This is a genomic window from Streptomyces sp. LMG1-1-1.1, assembly GCF_040815545.1.
GTDB lineage: Bacteria > Actinomycetota > Actinomycetes > Streptomycetales > Streptomycetaceae > Streptomyces.
Genome location: NZ_JBFPNH010000002.1, coordinates 1 through 17583 on the forward strand (window position 1 = coordinate 1; position 17583 = coordinate 17583).

Sequence of the window (17583 nt, forward strand, 5' to 3'; positions counted from 1 at the left end):
CCCGCGGGCGGTACGGCGGCGGCCGACGCTCCGGCGGGCGGGGGCCCGCCCGGCAGCGGCCCGCCGGTCGGCGCGGGGCCCGACGGGTGGCCCGGGTACGAAGTGCCCTGGGGAGGCGTCGGCGGGACGGGGGGACGCGCGCCCTGGGCGCCACCGCCCGCGCCGGCTCCTGTCCCCTGAACGGGGTCGGGCGTCTGCCCCGGCCGTTCCGGCGGTGGCAGCGGACCCCCCACTGCGTGTTGCATCCGGTGCCACTCCGTCTCGTACGTCTGTCGGCCTCTGGTAACCGTGGACGCCGGAACGTTACCGTCCCCTGCCCCTCCTAGGGCAACGGCCGGGAACGCCTTCTGGTGCCCCGTCAGCCGGCGAGTTCCTCGGCGAGCGCCCGCAGGGCGAGCCGGTAGGAGCCGATTCCGAAGCCGGCCACCGTCCCGGTCGCCACGGCCGCGACGACCGAGGTGTGCCGGAACTCCTCCCGGGCGTACGGGTTCGAGATGTGCACCTCGATCAGGGGCGCGGTCCGCTGGGCGGCCGCGTCCCGCATCCCGTACGAGTAGTGCGTGAACGCGCCGGGGTTGATGACCACCGGGATCGAGCCGTCCGCCGCCTCGTGGAGCCAGCGGATCATCTCGCCCTCGTCGTTGGTCTCCCGCACGTCGACGTCGAAGCCGAGTTCCGCGCCGAGCGTCCGGCAGGACTCGACGAGCCCCTTGTACGAGGTGGCACCGTAGATGTCGGGCTCGCGGGAGCCGAGCCGGCCGAGGTTGGGGCCGTTCAGCACGAGGACCGGGCGCGCCTCGCTCACGCGGACACCTCGCCGTAGGCCGCGATCAGCACCGCCGGGTCCGGGGCCTCCAGGACGGTCGGCTTGCCGATCCCGTCGAGCACGATGAAGCGGAGCAGGTCGCCGCGGGACTTCTTGTCGACCCGCATCGTCTCCAGGAGCTTGGGCCACTGGTCGCCGCGGTAGGTGAGCGGCAGGCCGACGGACTCCAGGATCGCGCGGTGCCGGTCGGCGGTGGCGTCGTCGAGGCGCCCGGCCAGCCGGCCGAGCTCGGCGGCGAAGACCATGCCGACGGAGACGGCGGCGCCGTGGCGCCACTTGTACCGCTCGTTCTTCTCGATGGCGTGGGCCAGGGTGTGGCCGTAGTTGAGGATCTCCCGGCGGCCGGACTCCTTGAGGTCGCCGGAGACGACCTCGGCCTTGACCTTGATCGAGCGGACCAGCAGCTCGGCGGTGTGCGGACCGGCCGGGGTGCGGGCGGCCTGCGGGTCCTCCTCGATGAGGTCGAGGATCACCGGGTCGACGATGAAGCCGGCCTTGATGATCTCCGCGAGACCGCTGACGTAGTCGTTCACCGGCAGCGAGTCCAGCGCGGCCAGGTCGCAGAGGACGCCGGCGGGCGGGTGGAACGCGCCGACGAGGTTCTTGCCCTCGGCGGTGTTGATGCCCGTCTTGCCGCCGACGGCCGCGTCGACCATCGCGAGGACGGTGGTCGGCACGGCGACCCAGCGCACGCCGCGCAGCCAGGTCGCGGCCACGAAGCCGGCCAGGTCGGTGGTGGCGCCGCCGCCGACGCCGACGACGACGTCGCTGCGGGTGAAGCCCGTCTGGCCGAGCGCCTTCCAGCAGTAGGCGGCGACCTCGACGGTCTTCGCCTCCTCGGCGTTCGGCACCTGGATGGCGACGGCCTCGTAGCCCTGGTCGGCGAGGTCCGCCCGCAGCGCCTCCCCGGTGTCGGCGAGCGCCTCCGGGTGGATCACGGCGACCCGCTTGGCCTGGGTGCCGATCAGGGCGGGGAGCTCGCCGAGGAGCTGCCGGCCGACCAGCACCTCGTACGCATCGGTGCCCGCGCTGCCCGCGACGTGGATCCGGGTCGTTTCCTGGTCCGTCATGCGTCCTTCTTCAGATCCAGTGCCGAGAGGACCGCGTCCGCGACCTCTTCGGGGGTGCGGTCGTCGGTGGCGACGACGGCCCGCGCTACTTCGGTGTACAGGTGGCGGCGCGCGTCCATCTGCTCGCGCCACTGGCGCCGCGGATTGACGGCGAGCAGCGGCCGAGCGGTGTTGAGGCCGACGCGGCGGACCGCCTCGTCGACGTCCATCGAGAGGTACGCGACGGGCCGCCCGGCCAGCAGCGCGCGGGTGCCGTCGTCGAGGATCGCGCCGCCGCCGAGGGCGAGGACGCCCTCGTGCTCGGCGACGGCGGTGGCGACCGCGGCCCGTTCCAGGGCGCGGAAGTGCTCCTCGCCGTCCTCGACGAAGATGTCGGAGATCTCGCGTCCTTCGGCGGCGACGATGTCGGCGTCGGTGTCCCGGTAGGGCGCGCCCAGCTTCGCGGCCAGGAGCGCGCCCACCGTGGACTTGCCGGAGCCCATGGGCCCGACGAGGACGACCAGCGGACCGCCGGTCACCGGATGTGCAGGTTGTCGAGGTACGACCGCACGTTGCGGCGGGTCTCGGGGACGCTGTCGCCGCCGAACTTCTCGACGACCGCGTCGGCGAGGACGAGCGCGACCATCGCCTCGGCGACGATGCCGGCGGCGGGGACGGCGCACACGTCGGAGCGCTGGTGGTGGGCTGCGGTCGCCTCGCCGGTGACGACGTCGATCGTGGCGAGGGCGCGCGGGACGGTCGCGATCGGCTTCATCGCGGCGCGGACGCGCAGCAGCTCGCCGGTGGTCAGACCGCCCTCGGTGCCGCCGGCACGGCCGGAGGTCCGCTTGATGCCGTCCTCGGTGCGGACGATCTCGTCGTGCGCCTTCGAGCCGGGCACGCGGGCGAGGTCGAAGCCGTCACCGACCTCGACGCCCTTGATGGCCTGGATGCCCATGAGCGCGGCGGCCAGGCGGGCGTCGAGACGCCGGTCCCAGTGGACGTGCGAGCCGAGGCCGACGGGCACGCCGTACGCGAGGACCTCGACGACGCCACCGAGGGTGTCGCCGTCCTTGTGGGCCTGGTCGATCTCGGCCACCATCGCCTTCGACGCGTCGGCGTCGAGGCAGCGCACCGGGTCGGCGTCGAGCCGCTCGACGTCGCCGGGGGTCGGGTACACGCCGTACGGCGCCTTGGCGGCGGCCAGCTCGACGACGTGCGAGACGATCTCGATGCCCGCGGCCTCCTTGATGAAGGACCGGGCGACGGCACCGAGGGCGACGCGGGCGGCGGTCTCCCGGGCGCTGGCGCGCTCCAGGATCGGCCGGGCCTCGTCGAAGCCGTACTTCTGCATGCCGGCGAGGTCGGCGTGGCCGGGCCGGGGCCGGGTCAGGGGCGCGTTGCGGCCCGTCTCCTTGAGCTCCGCCGGGTCGACCGGGTCGGCCGACATGACCTTCTCCCACTTGGGCCACTCGGTGTTGCCGACCATGACGGCGATCGGGGAGCCGAGGGAGAGTCCGTGCCGGACTCCGCCGAGGAACGTGACCTCGTCCTGCTCGAACTTCATCCGGGCGCCACGCCCATAGCCGAGGCGTCGCCGCGCGAGGTGGTCCGCCACCAGCTCAGTGGTGACCGGGACGCCGGCGGGAAGACCCTCCAGCGTCGCGACCAGCGCGGGTCCGTGGGATTCCCCAGCGGTCAGCCAACGCAACCTGCTCAACGATGCTCCTCATGCTCGCGCCTGGGCACTGCGACGACGCGGCCGGGTGCGCGGCCCTGGCCCGCCGCCCCCGATCCTTTCACGTCCGGGTGACGAACCCGTCCTCCCGTCCAGCTATCGGACGCGGGCGTCGTCTTCCTGGACGGGTCGGCCGTCCTCCCGCGCCTCGCCGAAGCGGCTCCGCAGCCATCCGAGACCCGCGTGGACGGCGAGGGACGCGCCGACCGCGAACAGCGGGTAGCGCACCCACTCGGGCAGGTGACCGAAGATCACCAGCCTGAGGAAGCGCGCGACGTCGAACGCCAGGTCCCCTTTGGACGCGAGCGTCAGTTCCTCACCCATGGCGCCGCACTCCCCCGTGTTCCGCTCGGCGTGGGGGTGCAGCCTATCGGGCGGCCAGCGCCCGCTCCCCCGCCGCCCGCATCGCCGCGAGCGGGGCGGGCACGCGGCCCGTCACCTGCTCGACCTGGAGGACGGCCTGGTGGACGAGGAGGTCGAGGCCTCCGACGACCTTGCCGCCGCGCTCGGACCAGGCCGCGGCGAGCGCGGTCGGCCAGGGGTCGTAGAGGACGTCGAAGAGGGTGCCGGCGCCCTCGGGGACCGCGGCGGCCAGGGCGTTGGTGGTGCCGGCCGGGGTCGTCGCGATGACCAGCGGGGAGGCGAAGGCCTCGGCCGCGCGCTCCCAGTCCGCGGTGCGGACCTCCACGCCGAGCCGTTCGCCCCAGCCGCGCATCTCCTGGGCCCGGGCCTCGCTCCGCACGTACGCGGTGACGGGGCCGACGCAGATCCGGGCGAGCGCGGCGAGCGCGGAGGACGCCGTGGCGCCCGCGCCGAGGATCGCCGCCGACTCCACCTTCTCGACGCCCCGCTCGCCCAGGGCGGCGATCATGCCGGGGATGTCGGTGTTGTCCCCGATCCGCCGGCCGTCCTCGCGGAGGACGACCGTGTTGACGGCCTCCACGGAGGCGGCCGTGTCGCTGATCTCGTCGAGCAGCGGGATGATCGCGCGCTTGAGCGGCATGGTCAGCGACAGGCCCGCCCACGTCTCGTCCAGCTCGGCGACGAACCCGGGCAGCGCCGCCTCGTCGACCTCGAACCGCTCGTACGACCAGCCGTCGAGACCGAGCTCGGCGTACGCGGCCCGATGCAGCACCGGGGAGAGCGAGTGCGCGATCGGCGAACCGAGGACGGCGGCGCGGTGCTGCCTGCTCACTGTCCCGACTTCCGTTCCTTCTCGTACTCCGCGACGTTCCGGTTGTGTTCCTTGAGGGTCACGGAGAAGACGGTCTTGTTCTCGTTGATCGACACGAAGTAGTACCACGGGCCGTCGGCGGGAGCCATCGCCGAGTTCAGCGCCTCGATGCCGGGGTTGCTGATGGGACCGGGGATGAGGCCCTTCACGTCGTACGCGTAGGTGTTGTACGGGTCCTTGATCTTCCGCATGGCTTCCACGGATCCCACGTCGAGGGTGCTGGTGCCCCTCAGGTAGTTCACCGTGGAGTCGAACTCCAGGCGTCCCGCCGTCTCCGCGTTGTCCGGCTGGAGGCGGTTGTAGACGACGCGCGCCACCTTGTCGAAGTCGTGCTTGTACTTGCCCTCGACCTGCACGAGGCTCGCGACCGTCAGGAGTTCCCACGGGCCCTTGACGCCCACGGCCTTCGCCTTCGCGTCCAGGTCCAGCTTCGTGTACTCCTGGTTCGCGCGGGACACCATCTTGCGCAGGACGTCCTCGGGCTTGCCGCCCTTGGCGACGGGGTAGCTCGCCGGGAAGAGGAAGCCTTCCAGCGGGTCCTTGACGTCCTCGTGGTTCTTGGCCCAGTCGGGCAGCCCGAGGGAGTCGGCCTTCGCGAAGGCGATCTCCTTGGTGGTGCCCGCCTTGAGGTCGAGGCGCTTGTCGATCTGGTCGTAGACCCAGGCGTTGCGCTTGCCCTCGGGGATGACGAAGTTGGCCTGGCTCACCGGGTCGAGCATGAGCGTGACGGCGCTCTCGGCCGACATCTCCTTCTTCAGCGTGTAGACGCCGGCCTGGATCGAGAGGCCCTTGGGGTTGCGTCCCTGCGCGGAGACGAAGGCGTCGACGCTCTTGACGACGCCCGCCCTCTTGAGGATGTTGCCGATCTCGTAGCCGCCGGCGTCCTTCGGGATCTCGACCTGGACCTCGCCGGAGCCGGTGCCGGCGAAGTCCTCGGCCGCGCCGAACTGGCCCTGCCAGAACTTGTAGCCGAAGTAGCCGATGCCGCCGACGCCGCCCGCGAGGACGAGCGCGACGACGAGGCAGGCCATGCCGTTCTTGCCTTTGCGTTTCTTTGCTTTGCTGCGGCGTTCGCGGTCGCCGCCGCGGGAGCCCCGGCCGGCCGGCTCCTCGTCGTACGCGTCGTCGTGGTCGTCGGAGTCGTCCTCGCCGGTGAAGAAGGGGTGCTTCTCCTCCTCCGGCTCCGGGCGCGCCTCTTCCTCCGGGGCCCAGTCGATCACCGGCTCCGGCGGGGTCCGGCGGTGGCCGGGGGGCTGGGGCGGCGGGTAGGCCTCGGGGGTGCCGTAGAGGTCCGGGTTCTGACCGCCGTACGGATCGGCCGGCGGGGCGCCGTACGCCATCGCGGCCTGGCCGCTCTCCCAGTTGCCGTCGTACTGCTGTCCGAGGTTCCCGGGCGTGTCGTAACCGCCCTGGTAGCCCGTCCCGTACTGCTGCTGGTGCTGCGCCTGCTGGTGCTGCGCCTGCTGCTGCTGGTGCTGGTGCTGCGCCTGCTGCTGTTCGTGCGCCTGCTGCTGGTACTGCTGGTACTGGGGGTCCACGTACCCCTGCGGCTGCTGCGGCTGCTGTTGCTGCTGCTGGTAGTACTGCTGCTGAGCCTGCTGCTGGTACGGGTCGCCCTGGTATCCCTGGCCGGCCTGGCCGTACGGGTCCTCGTAGCCGTGGCCGCCCTGGCCGTACTGGCTCGCCTGCTGCGGGTGCGGGTACTGCTGCTGGCCTTCCCACCCCTGGTCCCCGTACAACGGGTCCCCGGGGTGCCACGGTTCGGAGCCAGGGCCCCGGCCATACTCAGTCATCGATCCCCAAACAGCCGCGAGGCTTCCGGACGATCCGCCTCTACGTAGTGCGGCAGTTGTTCGAACACCGCCGCATCGCGCGGAACGTTACCGTATCGCGATCAGATGACCACTTCGACGCCCTCACCGGGCGGATTACCTGATACCCGTTCGGACTCAAGAGCGTTCTGAAGGATGATCACAGCGGCGGCCTGGTCGATGACGGACCGCCCCTTCTTGGCCTTCACGCCGGAGGCACGGAGCCCGTGGGTCGCGGAGACCGTGGTCATCCGCTCGTCGACGAGACGGACCGGCACCGGGGCGATGCCCTTGGCCATCTCGCGGGCGAAGGCGCGCACCTTGGTCGCGGCCGGGCCCTCCCGCCCGCTGAGCGAGCGGGGCAGACCCACGACGACCTCGATGGGCTCGTACTCCTCGACGAGCAGGCGGAGCCGCCGGTGGGCGGCCGGGACGTCACGTCCCGGCACGGTCTCCACCGGCGTCGCGAGGACCCCGTCGGGGTCGCACGAGGCGACCCCGATCCGGGCGTCCCCGACATCGACCGCGAGACGGCGGCCGCGGCGCATCGTCACGCCGTCTCCACCACGAGACGCTCGACGGCGGCGATGGCCTCGCCGACGGCCTCCGGGTTCTGACCGCCGCCCTGGGCGACGTCCGGCTTGCCGCCGCCACCGCCGCCGAGGGTCTTGGCGGCCGTGCGGACCAGCTCGCCGGCCTTGAGACCGCGCTCGCGGGCGGCCTCGTTGGTGGCGATGACCGTGAGCGGCTTGCCGTTGACCGTGGTGAACAGGGCGACGACGGCCGGACGGTCGGACGGGATGCGGCCCCGCACGTCGAGGACCAGCCTGCGCAGGTCGTCGGCGCCGGTGCCGTCCTGGACCCGGCCCGTGACCAGGGCCAGGCCGCGGATGTCCTGGGCGGAGTCGACGAGACCGGCGGCGGCCTGGAGGACCTTCTCCGCGCGGAACTTCTCGATCTCCTTCTCGGCGTCCTTCAGCTTGCCGAGCATGGTGGAGATCTTCTCCGGCAGCTCCTCCGGACGGCCCTTCACCAGCTCCTGGAGCTGGGCGACGACCGTGTGCTCGCGGGCGAGGAAGTTGTACGCGTCGACGCCGACGAGAGCCTCGATGCGGCGCACGCCGGAGCCGATGGACGACTCGCCGAGCAGCTTCACCAGGCCCAGCTGGGCGGTGTTGCCGACGTGCGTGCCGCCGCACAGCTCCTTGGAGAAGTCGCCGATGGTGACGACGCGGACCTGCTCGCCGTACTTCTCGCCGAACTCGGCGATGGCGCCCTGGCGCTTGGCCTCGTTGATCGGCATGACCTCGGCGTGGACCTCGAGCTCGCGCGAGAGGACCTCGTTGATCTTCTGCTCGACGTCGGTGAGCACGGCGCCGGGAACGGCGTTCGGCGAGCCGAAGTCGAAGCGGAAGCGGCCGGGCTGGTTCTCGGAACCGGCCTGGGCGGCCGTCGGGCCCAGGGCGTCGCGCAGCGCCTGGTGGGTCAGGTGGGTGGCCGAGTGGGCGCGGGCGATGGCCCGGCGGCGCTTGACGTCGATGGCGGCGTAGGCGGTGGCGCCGACGGTCACCTCGCCGACCTGCACGGAACCCTTGTGCACGGAGACGCCGGGGACCGGCTGCTGGACGTCGCGGATCTCGATGACGGCGCCGCTGTGCAGCTTGATCCGGCCCTGGTCGGCGATCTGGCCGCCGCCCTCGGCGTAGAACGGGGTCCGGTCGAGGACGACCTCGACCTCGTCGCCCTCGGAGGCGGCCGGCGAGGAGACGCCGTTGACGAGGAGGCCGACGACCGTGGTCTCGCCCTCGGTGTTGGTGTAGCCCGTGAACTGGGTGGCGCCGTTGCCGTCGGCGATCTCCCGGTACGCGGTCATGTCGGCGTGGCCGGTCTTCTTGGCCTTGGCGTCGGCCTTGGCGCGGTCCCGCTGCTCCTTCATCAGGCGGCGGAAGCCGTCCTCGTCCACGGAGAGGCCCTGCTCGGAGGCCATCTCCAGGGTGAGGTCGATCGGGAAGCCCCAGGTGTCGTGGAGCAGGAACGCCTTGTCGCCGGAGAGGACCGTGCCGCCGGAGGCCTTGGTCTCGGTCACGGCGGTGTCGAGGATGTTCGTGCCGCCCTTGAGGGCCTTCAGGAAGGCGGCCTCTTCGGCGAGGGCGACGGTCTCGATCCGCTTGCGGTCGGTGACCAGCTCCGGGTACTGCTCGCCCATCGTGTTGATCACGGTGTCGACGAGATCCTGGACGACCGGACCGGTGGCGCCGAGCAGGCGCATGTTGCGGACGGCGCGGCGCATGATGCGGCGCAGCACGTAGCCGCGGCCCTCGTTGCCGGGGGTGACGCCGTCGCCGATGAGCATGACGGACGTGCGCATGTGGTCGGCGACCACACGGAGCGACACGTCGCTGTCGTGGGCCTTGCCGTAGGCGACGCCGGTGAGCTCGGTGGCCTTGTCGATGACGACCTGGAGGGTGTCCGTCTCGTACATGTTCTGGACGCCCTGGAGGATCATCGCCAGGCGCTCCAGGCCGAGGCCCGTGTCGATGTTCTTCGACGGCAGCTCGCCGAGGATCGGGAAGTTCTCCTTGTCGGAGCCCTCGCCGCGCTCGTACTGCATGAAGACCAGGTTCCAGATCTCCACGTACCGCTCGTCGTTGACGGCCGGGCCGCCCTCGACGCCGAACTCGGGGCCGCGGTCGTAGTTGATCTCGGAACACGGGCCGCAGGGGCCGGGGACGCCCATGGACCAGTAGTTGTCCTTCTTGCCGAGGCGCTGGATCCGCTCGGCCGGGACGCCGACGACGTCGCGCCAGATCTGCTCGGCCTCGTCGTCCTCCTGGTAGACGGTGATCCAGAGCTTCTCCGGCTCCAGCCCGTAGCCGCCGTGCTCCACCGGGGTGGTCAGCAGCTCCCAGGCGAGCTTGATGGCGCCTTCCTTGAAGTAGTCGCCGAAGGAGAAGTTGCCGCACATCTGGAAGAACGTGCCGTGGCGGGTGGTCTTGCCGACTTCCTCGATGTCGGGCGTGCGCACGCACTTCTGCACGCTGGAGGCGCGCGTGAAGGGCGGCTTGACCTCACCCAGGAAGTAGGGCTTGAAGGGCACCATGCCGGCGGGGACGAGCAGCAGAGTCGGGTCGTCCGCGATGAGCGACGCCGAAGGGACGACGGTGTGCCCGCGCTCCTCGAAGAAGCTCAGCCAGCGGCGGCGGATTTCAGCCGACTCCATCAGTGGTCCTCATTCCGGTTGTACGAGATCGTGGAAATTGAATGCGTGGTCGGGTGCGGTGCACGGCCGAGCGCGGTCTTGCGGCGGGGCTCCGGAAGCTCCCGGCCGGTGCCGGGGTCAGCGGGGGCGTCGAGCCCGAGCGCCTCGCCCAGTTCGGCCTCGCGCTGGAGCATGCCCGCCCTCACGTCGAGGGCGAAGTCCTTGAGGCGGTGTCCGGTCTCGACCGCCTTGTTCGCCGCCTGGGCCGCGAGGCTCTCGGGGGTCAGCTGCTTCAGCTTGCGGTTGACCTTGGTGGTGGCCCACACACCGGCGGCTGCGCCGGCCGTGAACCAGAACGTGCGGCGGAACATCGCGGCTCAGCCCTTCTGCTTCCGGCGTCTCGAGGACGGCACGGTACGGCCGACGATCACAGTACGTCGCACGGCGGAGTCCCGCGGCGCGTCCTCCCCGTCCCGGCCCCGGCCGAGCGCCTTGCGCACGCCGTAGCCGAAGGCGGCCACCTTGACGAGCGGGCCGCCGAAGGTGGAGGCGACGGTGGAGGAGAGCGCGGAGGCGTTGGAGGTGACCTCCTGGACGTCCGACGCGATGGCGTCGACCCGGTCGAGCTGGGTCTGCGCGGAGCGCACGGTCGCGGAGGCGTCGGCCAGCAGCGGGACGGCCTGCTCGGTCACGTCCGCCACCATCCTCGTGGCCGCCTTGAGCGTCTGCGCCAGCCTCACCAGCACCACGGCGAGGAAGGAGACCAGGATCGCCCAGAAGACGGCCACCAGGATGCCGGCAACCTCTCCACCGGTCACTCTGCACCGCTCCCTGTGTCGTCGGGTCTGTCGTCGGGTTCTTGCCAAAAGTAGTCCCCCGACCCTATCGCGCCCGGGCTGGCCCGCCGTACCGGATTACCGCCCGCGGGACGGGAGTCAGGGGAACCGATTGTACGGAGAGCGTGCGGATGGGTACGCTCCGTGTCCCATGCGACGGAGCAATCTCCCGGCGGAGCTGAACCGGTTCGTCGGACGGGCCGCCGAGCAGGCCGCCCTGACGGCGCTCCTTGAGACGTCCCGCCTGGTCACGGTCGTGGGAGTGGGCGGGGTCGGCAAGACCCGGCTGGCGCTCCGGGCTGCGGCCGGGGCGCAGAAACGCTACGGCGACGACGTGCGCCTCGCCGACCTCGCGCCGCTGCGCGACCCGGACCTGGTGGCGTACGCCCTCGTCGAGGCGCTCGGCCTGACCGACCACACCCTGCGTGCCCCGCGCGAGGTGCTCGTCGAGCACCTCGCCGAACGCCGGCTGCTGCTGGTGGTCGACGGGTTCGAGCACCTGGTGGAGAGCTGCGCGCCGCTGGTACGGGACCTCCTGGCGCACGCCCCCGGCCTCACCGTCCTCGCGGTCGGGCGCCGGGCGCTGCGGGTGGCGGGCGAGCGCGTGTTCACGCTGGCGCCGATGGGCGAGGCGGACGCGGTGACGCTGCTCGCCGAGCGGGCCGCGGAAGCGGGCGCGCCGATGACGGCCTCGGCTCCCGCCCCGACGGCGCCGGCTCCGTCCTTCGCGTCGGCGTCGGCCCCGTCCTTCCCGGCGCCGTCGGCCCGGCCCCTCCCGGCGGCGTCGGAGCCCCCTCTGCTCCCCGGCCCCTGGGAGGCCGTGCGGGAGCTGTGCCTGCGGCTCGACGGCATCCCGCTGGCCCTCGAACTGGCGGCGGGACGGCTGCCGCTCCTCTCCGTCGAGCAGATGCTGTGCCGCCTGGACGACCGCTTCCGGCTCCTCACGGACGGCGGGCGCGGCACGCTCCCCCGCCATCAGACGCTGCGGACGGCGATCGGCTGGAGCCACGAGCTGTGCACCGCCGAGGAACGGCTGCTCTGGGCGCGGCTCTCGGTGTTCGCGGGTCCCTTCGACCTGGAGGCCGTGGAGTACGTGTGCGGGGGCCCGGAACTGCCTCCCGAGCACATCCTGGACCTGCTCGGCGGGCTGCTCGCGCAGTCGCTGCTCGCACGGGAGGACGGTCCCGCGGGTCCCGCCTACCGGCTCCTGGACACGGTCGCCGCGTACGGGGCGGAATGGCTGGCGGCGCTCGGCGACACGGAGCGGATGCGGCGGCGGCACCGCGACTGGTACATGGGACTCGCCACCTGGTGCGAGCTGGAGTGGTTCAGTCCCCGTCAGGGCGAGGTGGCGGCCCGCACGGAGGCGGCGCTGCCCAACCTGCGGGCGGCCCTCGACCTGTGCCTCGAACTGCCGGAGGACGCGCACCTGGCCCAGCACCTGGCGGGCACGCTCTGGTTCGCCTGGGTGGGCTGCGGGCGGCTCTCGGAGGGCCGGCACTGGCTGGAGCGGGCGCTGGCCCTGGAGTCGGGGCACGAGGAGGCGCGGCTGAAGGCGCTGTGGGTGCTCGGGTACGTGGCCGTCCTCCAGGGGGACGGCACGGCGGCGGTGGCGGCGCTCCACGAGTGCGGGGAGCGGGCCAGGTCCTCGGGGAACGCGCTGGCGGAGGCGTACGCGACGCACCGGATGGGCTGCCTGGCGCTGCTTTCGGACGACGTGCCGCGCGCCGAGGAGCTGATCGGGCGGGCCCTCGACGCCTACCGGGAGCTCGGCGAGCTGAACAGCAACGTGCTGATGGGGCAGGTCGAGCTGGCCATGACGCGGGCCTTCCAGGGGGACCTGGAGGGGGCGGTCGCGATCTGCCGTGAGGTGCGGGAGATCTGCGAGGAGCGCGGGGAGCGGTGGACCCGGGCGTACGCCCTCTACGTCCTGGGCTTCTCCGCGTGGACCCGGGGCGCGTACGAGGAGGCGCGGGAGCTGCTCGACGAGTGCGTGTCGATCAACCACGCCTTCCGCGATCTGGTCGGCCTCGTCCTCGCCGTCGAGCTGCTCGCCCTGGTGACGGTCAGCGAGGGGGACGCGGCGGAGGCCGCGGTCCTCCAGGGGGCGACGGTGCCGGTGTGGGACACGGTGGGCATCCGGCTCTTCGGCTCGGCGACGTTCGGCGGGCCGAGGGCCCTGTGCGAGCAGCGGGCGGGCGAGGCGCTGGGCCCGGAGGCGTACTCCGTCGCGTTCCGGGAGGGCGAGGGGCTCTCGCTCGACGCGGCCGTGGAGCGCGCGCTCGCCGGCCGCCGTGATCCGGCCGTCGTCGGCCCGACCGGGCCCGCGGCCCCGCGTCCGTTCCGTACGGCCAGGTCGGCTTCGGTCCCGGGAACGCGGAAGCCCGCCGGCTCCCCCACCGGTAAGGGCGGGGAAGCGGCGGGCTGAGCACCGCGTGGGTGGTACTACTGCCGTGCTGAGATCAGCGGGCGTAGTACTCGACGACCAGCTGCTCGTCGCAGATGACCGGGATTTCCTTGCGGTTCGGGTCGCGGTCGAGGCGGAAGGCCAGGGCCTTCAGGTTGACCTGCAGGTAGCGCGGGGTCTCGCCGTCGGCGGCGAAGCCACCCTCGCGGGCCATCTCGAACAGCGGCTTGGTGCGGCTGCGCTCGCGGACCATCACGACGTCGTCGGGACGGACGCGGAACGACGGCTTGTCGACCTTGCCACCGTTGACCTGGATGTGGCCGTGGACGACCATCTGGCGGGCCTGGTAGATGGTGCGGGCGATGCCCGAACGCAGGACCAGGGCGTCGAGGCGACGCTCGAGCTCGACGACCAGCGCCTCGCCCGTCTTGCCCTCGGCCTTCTTGGCACGGTCGTAGGCGCGCGCCATCTGGCGCTCGCTGATGTCGTACTGGGCGCGCAGACGCTGCTTCTCGAGCAGACGGACCTTGTAGTCCGAGTTCTGCTTGCGGCCACGGCCGTGCTCGCCCGGCGGGTAGGGGCGGGCCTCGAAGTACTTGACGGCCTTCGGGGTCAGCGCGATGCCGAGGGCACGCGACTTCTTGACCTTGGGACGGGACTGGTTCGGCATGAACCAACCTCTCTCATTGATACGAAAACGGCTTCACCAGGGTTAGGGGAGGTCGCATCCGCAGCCGGGAAACCCGCCTGGTCCGTACGGGACGGACCTGCCGGGCAGCCGCTCCCAGGTCTGGGCACATACGTGCAGCACGCGAACGACCCACCGCCGCTCCCGGAAACCGGGGGGTGATGGGTGGCCCGCGACACCTTCGAAGGTGCGCGACGCTCCTGGAAACCCCGCCCGAGGGCCGGGTCTCCGGCTGACTGTCCCGTTCTGGTGGCGCCGACCGAAGCCGGACACGGGACGCAGCAATCCGGACCAGTGTACCGGTTCCGGAAGGTCCGCTCGCACGGAGGCCGCCCCGCCCCGGGGGGCAGGCGTCGAAGAGGTCCGGCGGTCAGCCGCCCTCGCCCTTCAGACGGCCGCGGACGCGCTCCACCACGTCCGCGTACCGCGCCTCGGCGCCGTAGCGGGTGGGTTCGTAGTACCGGCGGCCGTGGACGGAGTCGGGGGCGTACTGCTGGGCGGCGATGCCGCCGGGGACGTCGTGGGGGTAGACGTAGCCCTGGGCGTGGCCGAGTTTGGCGGCGCCCTTGTAGTGGCCGTCGCGGAGGTGGGGCGGGACGGAGCCGGCGAGGCCGTTGCGGACGTCGGCGAGGGCGGCGCCGATCGCGGTGGTCGCGGCGTTCGACTTGGGGGCGAGGGCCAGGGCGATGGTGGCGTGGCTCAGGGTGAGGGCGGCCTCGGGGAAGCCGATCATGGCGACGGCCTGGGCGGCGGCGACGGCGATCGGCAGGGCGTTGGGGTCGGCGAGGCCGATGTCCTCGCTCGCGGAGATCATGAGTCGGCGGGCGATGAAGCGGGGGTCCTCCCCCGCCTCGATCATCCGGGCCAGGTAGTGCAGGGCCGCGTCGACGTCCGAGCCCCGGATCGACTTGATGAGGGCGCTGGCCACGTCGTAGTGCTGGTCGCCGTCCCGGTCGTACTTCACGGCCGCCCGGTCGACGGTCTCCTCGACGGTCCGGAGCGTGATCTCCGGCTCGCCCTTGGCGATGGCGGCGCCGGCCGCCGCTTCGAGGGCGGTCAGGGCGCGGCGGGCGTCGCCGCCGGCGACCCGGAGGAGGTGCGCCTCGGCGTCCGGCGGGAGGGTCACGGCGCCGCCCAGGCCCCGCTCGCCGGTGAGCGCCCGGGACATCAGCCCGCTCAGGTCCTCGTCGGTCAGCGGCTCCAGGGTGAGGAGCAGCGAGCGGGAGAGGAGCGGGGAGATGACGGAGAAGTAGGGGTTCTCGGTGGTGGCGGCGATCAGCGTCACCCAGCGGTTCTCGACAGCGGGCAGCAGGGAGTCCTGCTGCGCCTTGGAGAAGCGGTGGATCTCGTCGAGGAAGAGGACGGTCTCCTTGCCGTACCCGCCGACCGCGCGCCGGGCGCCGTCGATGACGGCCCGGACCTCCTTGACGCCCGCGGTGATCGCGGAGAGCTCCACGAACCGCTTGTCGGTCGCCTTCGAGACCACGTACGCCAGGGTCGTCTTGCCGATGCCCGGCGGGCCCCACAGGATCACGGACGAGGCTCCGGCGGGGCCGCCGTCGCCGTCTCCCACGAGCCGGCGCAGCGGTGAGCCGGGCTTGAGCAGGTGCTGCTGGCCCACCACCTCGTCGAGGGTGCGGGGGCGCATCCGGACGGCCAGCGGGCTGCTGGCGGGGTCCTTCTCCTGGCGGTCTTCGGCGGCTGCGGTAAAGAGGTCGGGCTCCACAGTCATGAAGCCTAGGTCACCGCGCCGACAGCGCGGTCGCCGTCAGCCGGTCCAGAAGTCCCACCAGCGCGTGAGGATCAGCATGCCGATGATCCCGATGTGGAGGACGGGCAGGACCCAGGTGAACTCGTCGAAGAAGGTCCTCAGGCCGCGCGGGGCGGGGATGACGCCGTGGCGGACGTTGTGCGAGGTCACGTACCAGAACATGACGATGGTGGCGACCCAGGCCAGGCAGCACCAGAGGCAGAGTGAGTTGATCTCGTACAGCGACTGGTACATGAGCCAGGTGCAGAAGCCGACGCCGAACAGGGTGCCGGCGTTGAGGCCCAGCCAGTACCAGCGGCGGTAGCGGGCACCGGCGAGCAGGCCCACGCCGATGGCGATCACCATGGCGTAGGTGACGAGTCCGAGCATCGGGTTGGGGAAGCCGAAGACCGAGGCCTGCTCGCTCTTCATGATGTTGCCGCAGGAGACGATCGGGTTGAGGCTGCACCCGGGGACGAAGCCGGGGTCCTCCAGGAGCTTGATCTTGTCGATCGTGATGACCCAGGCGGCGAGCAGTCCGGCCGCTCCGGTGATCACGAGGAGCCAGGCGAAGGCCCGGCTCGCCCCGATCGTGCCGCCGTCCCGGCCGGACGCGGTCTCGTCCACCGCTGCCTTCGTCATGTCGCTCGTTCCCTTGCTCGCGGGCCTCGTGGGCCTGGTCATTCTGCAACACCTGTACGGCTCCGCACCGTTCGCCCGGCATAAGGACGGGGCCCGGACCGGTCATCCGGTCCGGGCCCCTCCCCACGTACGGCCGGTCAGGCCAGCTTGGCCCGCACCGCGTCCACGAGACCGTCCACAGGGACGGCCTGCTGCTCGCCGGACTCCATGTCCTTGAGCTGCACGACGCCCTCGGCGAGGTCGCGCTCACCGGCGACGACGGCGAAGCGGGCGCCCGAGCGGTTGGCGTCCTTCATGGCGCCCTTGAGGCCCTTGCCGCCGAAGGAGAAGTCCGCGGCGATGCCCTGCCTGCGGAGCTCGGTGACCTTGCCGAAGAGCAGACGGCGCGCCTCGTCGCCGATGGCGACGGCGAAGACGCTGGTGGCGGCGGGGATGTCGAGCTCGATGCCCTCCGCCTCCAGGGCGAGGACCGTGCGGTCCACGCCGAGCGCCCAGCCCACCGACGGCAGCGCGGGGCCGCCGATCATCTCGGAGAGGCCGTCGTAGCGGCCGCCACCGCCGACCGCCGACTGCGAGCCGAGACCGCCGTGGACGAACTCGAAGGTGGTGCGGGTGTAGTAGTCGAGGCCGCGGACCAGCTTGGCGTCGTCCTCGAAGACGACGCCCGCCGCGGTGATCAGGGCGCGCACCTCCTCGTGGTACGCCTTGCACGCGTCGCACAGGTAGTCGCGCAGCAGCGGCGCGTCGGCCAGCTGCTTCTGCACGGCCTCGCGCTTGTCGTCGAGGACCCGCAGCGGGTTGATCTCGGCGCGGCGCAGGGTCTCCTCGTCCAGGTCGAGCCCGCGCAGGAAGGTCTGCAGGGCCTCCCGGTAGACGGGGCGGCACTCCTTGTCGCCGAGCGAGTTCAGCAGGATGCGGAAGTTCCGCAGGCCGAGCGAGCGGTACGCCTCGTCGGCCAGGATGATCAGCTCGGCGTCGAGCGCCGGGTCCTCGGCGCCGATCGCCTCGGCGCCGACCTGCGAGAAGTGGCGGTAGCGGCCCTTCTGCGGGCGCTCGTAGCGGTAGTACGAGCCGGAGTACCAGAGCTTGACCGGCAGGTTGCCCTGCTTGTGGAGGTTCGCCTCCAGGGCGGCGCGCAGCACGGAGGCGGTGCCCTCCGGACGCAGGGCGAGCTTGTCGCCGCCCTTGGTCTCGAAGGCGTACATCTCCTTGCTGACGATGTCCGTGGACTCGCCGACGCCGCGGGCGAAGAGGTTCACGTCCTCGAAGCCGGGGGTCTCGACGTAGCCGTAGCCGGACTTCCGCAGCGGTCCGGAGATCGCGTCCCGGACCGCCAGGTACTTGGCGGAGTAGGGCGGGATCAGGTCGTACGTGCCCTTGGGGGCCTTGAAGGTGCTCACGAA

General features: G+C 72.0%; 16 protein-coding genes. 1 reads left to right on the plus strand and 15 read right to left on the minus strand.

Annotated features, from left to right (window positions below; translation table 11 throughout):
• Positions 1-358: 358 nt before the first annotated feature.
• The 11 genes from aroQ to MRBLMG1_RS02790 all read right to left on the minus strand — a co-directional run bounded on the left by aroQ (position 359) and on the right by MRBLMG1_RS02790 (position 10675).
• Complete coding sequence (gene aroQ, locus MRBLMG1_RS02740) at positions 359-805, minus strand: type II 3-dehydroquinate dehydratase (protein ID WP_367820333.1); 447 nt, start codon at positions 803-805, stop codon at positions 359-361.
• Complete coding sequence (gene aroB, locus MRBLMG1_RS02745; protein WP_367820335.1) at positions 802-1896, minus strand: 3-dehydroquinate synthase; 1095 nt, start codon at positions 1894-1896, stop codon at positions 802-804. The genes aroQ and aroB overlap by 4 nt, the downstream gene beginning before the upstream one ends.
• Positions 1893-2414 carry a shikimate kinase gene (locus tag MRBLMG1_RS02750; protein ID WP_367820337.1) on the minus strand — a complete coding sequence of 174 codons (522 nt, stop codon included), beginning with the start codon at positions 2412-2414 and terminating at the stop codon, positions 1893-1895. The genes aroB and MRBLMG1_RS02750 overlap by 4 nt, the downstream gene beginning before the upstream one ends.
• Positions 2411-3595, minus strand: coding sequence for a chorismate synthase (aroC, locus tag MRBLMG1_RS02755; RefSeq protein WP_367820339.1), 1185 nt, complete (start codon positions 3593-3595; stop codon positions 2411-2413). The genes MRBLMG1_RS02750 and aroC overlap by 4 nt, the downstream gene beginning before the upstream one ends.
• A 114-nt stretch (positions 3596-3709) precedes the next feature.
• A complete protein-coding gene (locus MRBLMG1_RS02760; RefSeq protein ID WP_367820341.1) occupies positions 3710-3937 on the minus strand; it encodes a hypothetical protein in 228 nt (75 codons plus the stop codon).
• 43 nt (positions 3938-3980) lie between these two features.
• Positions 3981-4808, minus strand: a complete 828-nt coding sequence (locus MRBLMG1_RS02765; protein WP_367820343.1) for a shikimate dehydrogenase — start codon at positions 4806-4808, stop codon at positions 3981-3983.
• The gene (gene mltG / locus MRBLMG1_RS02770) at positions 4805-6640 is read right to left on the minus strand and encodes an endolytic transglycosylase MltG (protein WP_367820344.1); all 1836 of its coding nucleotides are present in this window, start codon (positions 6638-6640) and stop codon (positions 4805-4807) included. Before mltG ends, MRBLMG1_RS02765 begins: the two co-directional genes overlap by 4 nt.
• A gap of 101 nt (positions 6641-6741) precedes the next feature.
• Positions 6742-7206, minus strand: a complete 465-nt coding sequence (ruvX, locus tag MRBLMG1_RS02775; protein WP_367820678.1) for a Holliday junction resolvase RuvX — start codon at positions 7204-7206, stop codon at positions 6742-6744.
• A gap of 2 nt (positions 7207-7208) precedes the next feature.
• Complete coding sequence (gene alaS / locus MRBLMG1_RS02780; RefSeq protein WP_367820346.1) at positions 7209-9878, minus strand: alanine--tRNA ligase; 2670 nt, start codon at positions 9876-9878, stop codon at positions 7209-7211.
• A complete protein-coding gene (locus MRBLMG1_RS02785) occupies positions 9878-10228 on the minus strand; it encodes a DUF6167 family protein (RefSeq protein WP_367820348.1) in 351 nt (116 codons plus the stop codon). Before MRBLMG1_RS02785 ends, alaS begins: the two co-directional genes overlap by 1 nt.
• Before the next feature lie 6 nt (positions 10229-10234).
• Positions 10235-10675 (minus strand): DUF948 domain-containing protein, encoded by a 441-nt coding sequence (locus tag MRBLMG1_RS02790; RefSeq protein WP_367820350.1) that lies wholly within the window; start codon positions 10673-10675, stop codon positions 10235-10237.
• 169 nt (positions 10676-10844) lie between these two features.
• Here MRBLMG1_RS02790 and MRBLMG1_RS02795 point away from each other — a divergent pair, with 169 nt between their 5' ends.
• Positions 10845-13121 carry an ATP-binding protein gene (locus MRBLMG1_RS02795; RefSeq protein WP_367820352.1) on the plus strand — a complete coding sequence of 759 codons (2277 nt, stop codon included), beginning with the start codon at positions 10845-10847 and terminating at the stop codon, positions 13119-13121.
• Between the two features lie 34 nt (positions 13122-13155).
• Here the strand turns inward: MRBLMG1_RS02795 and rpsD are convergent, their stop codons facing one another.
• The 4 genes from rpsD to hisS form a co-directional block, all read right to left on the minus strand.
• Entirely contained in the window at positions 13156-13770 is a 615-nt protein-coding gene (gene rpsD, locus MRBLMG1_RS02800; protein ID WP_015032311.1) for a 30S ribosomal protein S4, read from the minus strand.
• 388 nt (positions 13771-14158) lie between these two features.
• Entirely contained in the window at positions 14159-15514 is a 1356-nt protein-coding gene (locus MRBLMG1_RS02805) for a replication-associated recombination protein A (RefSeq protein ID WP_367820680.1), read from the minus strand.
• A gap of 42 nt (positions 15515-15556) precedes the next feature.
• The gene (locus MRBLMG1_RS02810; protein WP_367820355.1) at positions 15557-16180 is read right to left on the minus strand and encodes a vitamin K epoxide reductase family protein; all 624 of its coding nucleotides are present in this window, start codon (positions 16178-16180) and stop codon (positions 15557-15559) included.
• 137 nt (positions 16181-16317) lie between these two features.
• Positions 16318-17580 (minus strand): histidine--tRNA ligase, encoded by a 1263-nt coding sequence (gene hisS / locus MRBLMG1_RS02815; protein ID WP_367820356.1) that lies wholly within the window; start codon positions 17578-17580, stop codon positions 16318-16320.
• Positions 17581-17583 lie beyond the last annotated feature (3 nt).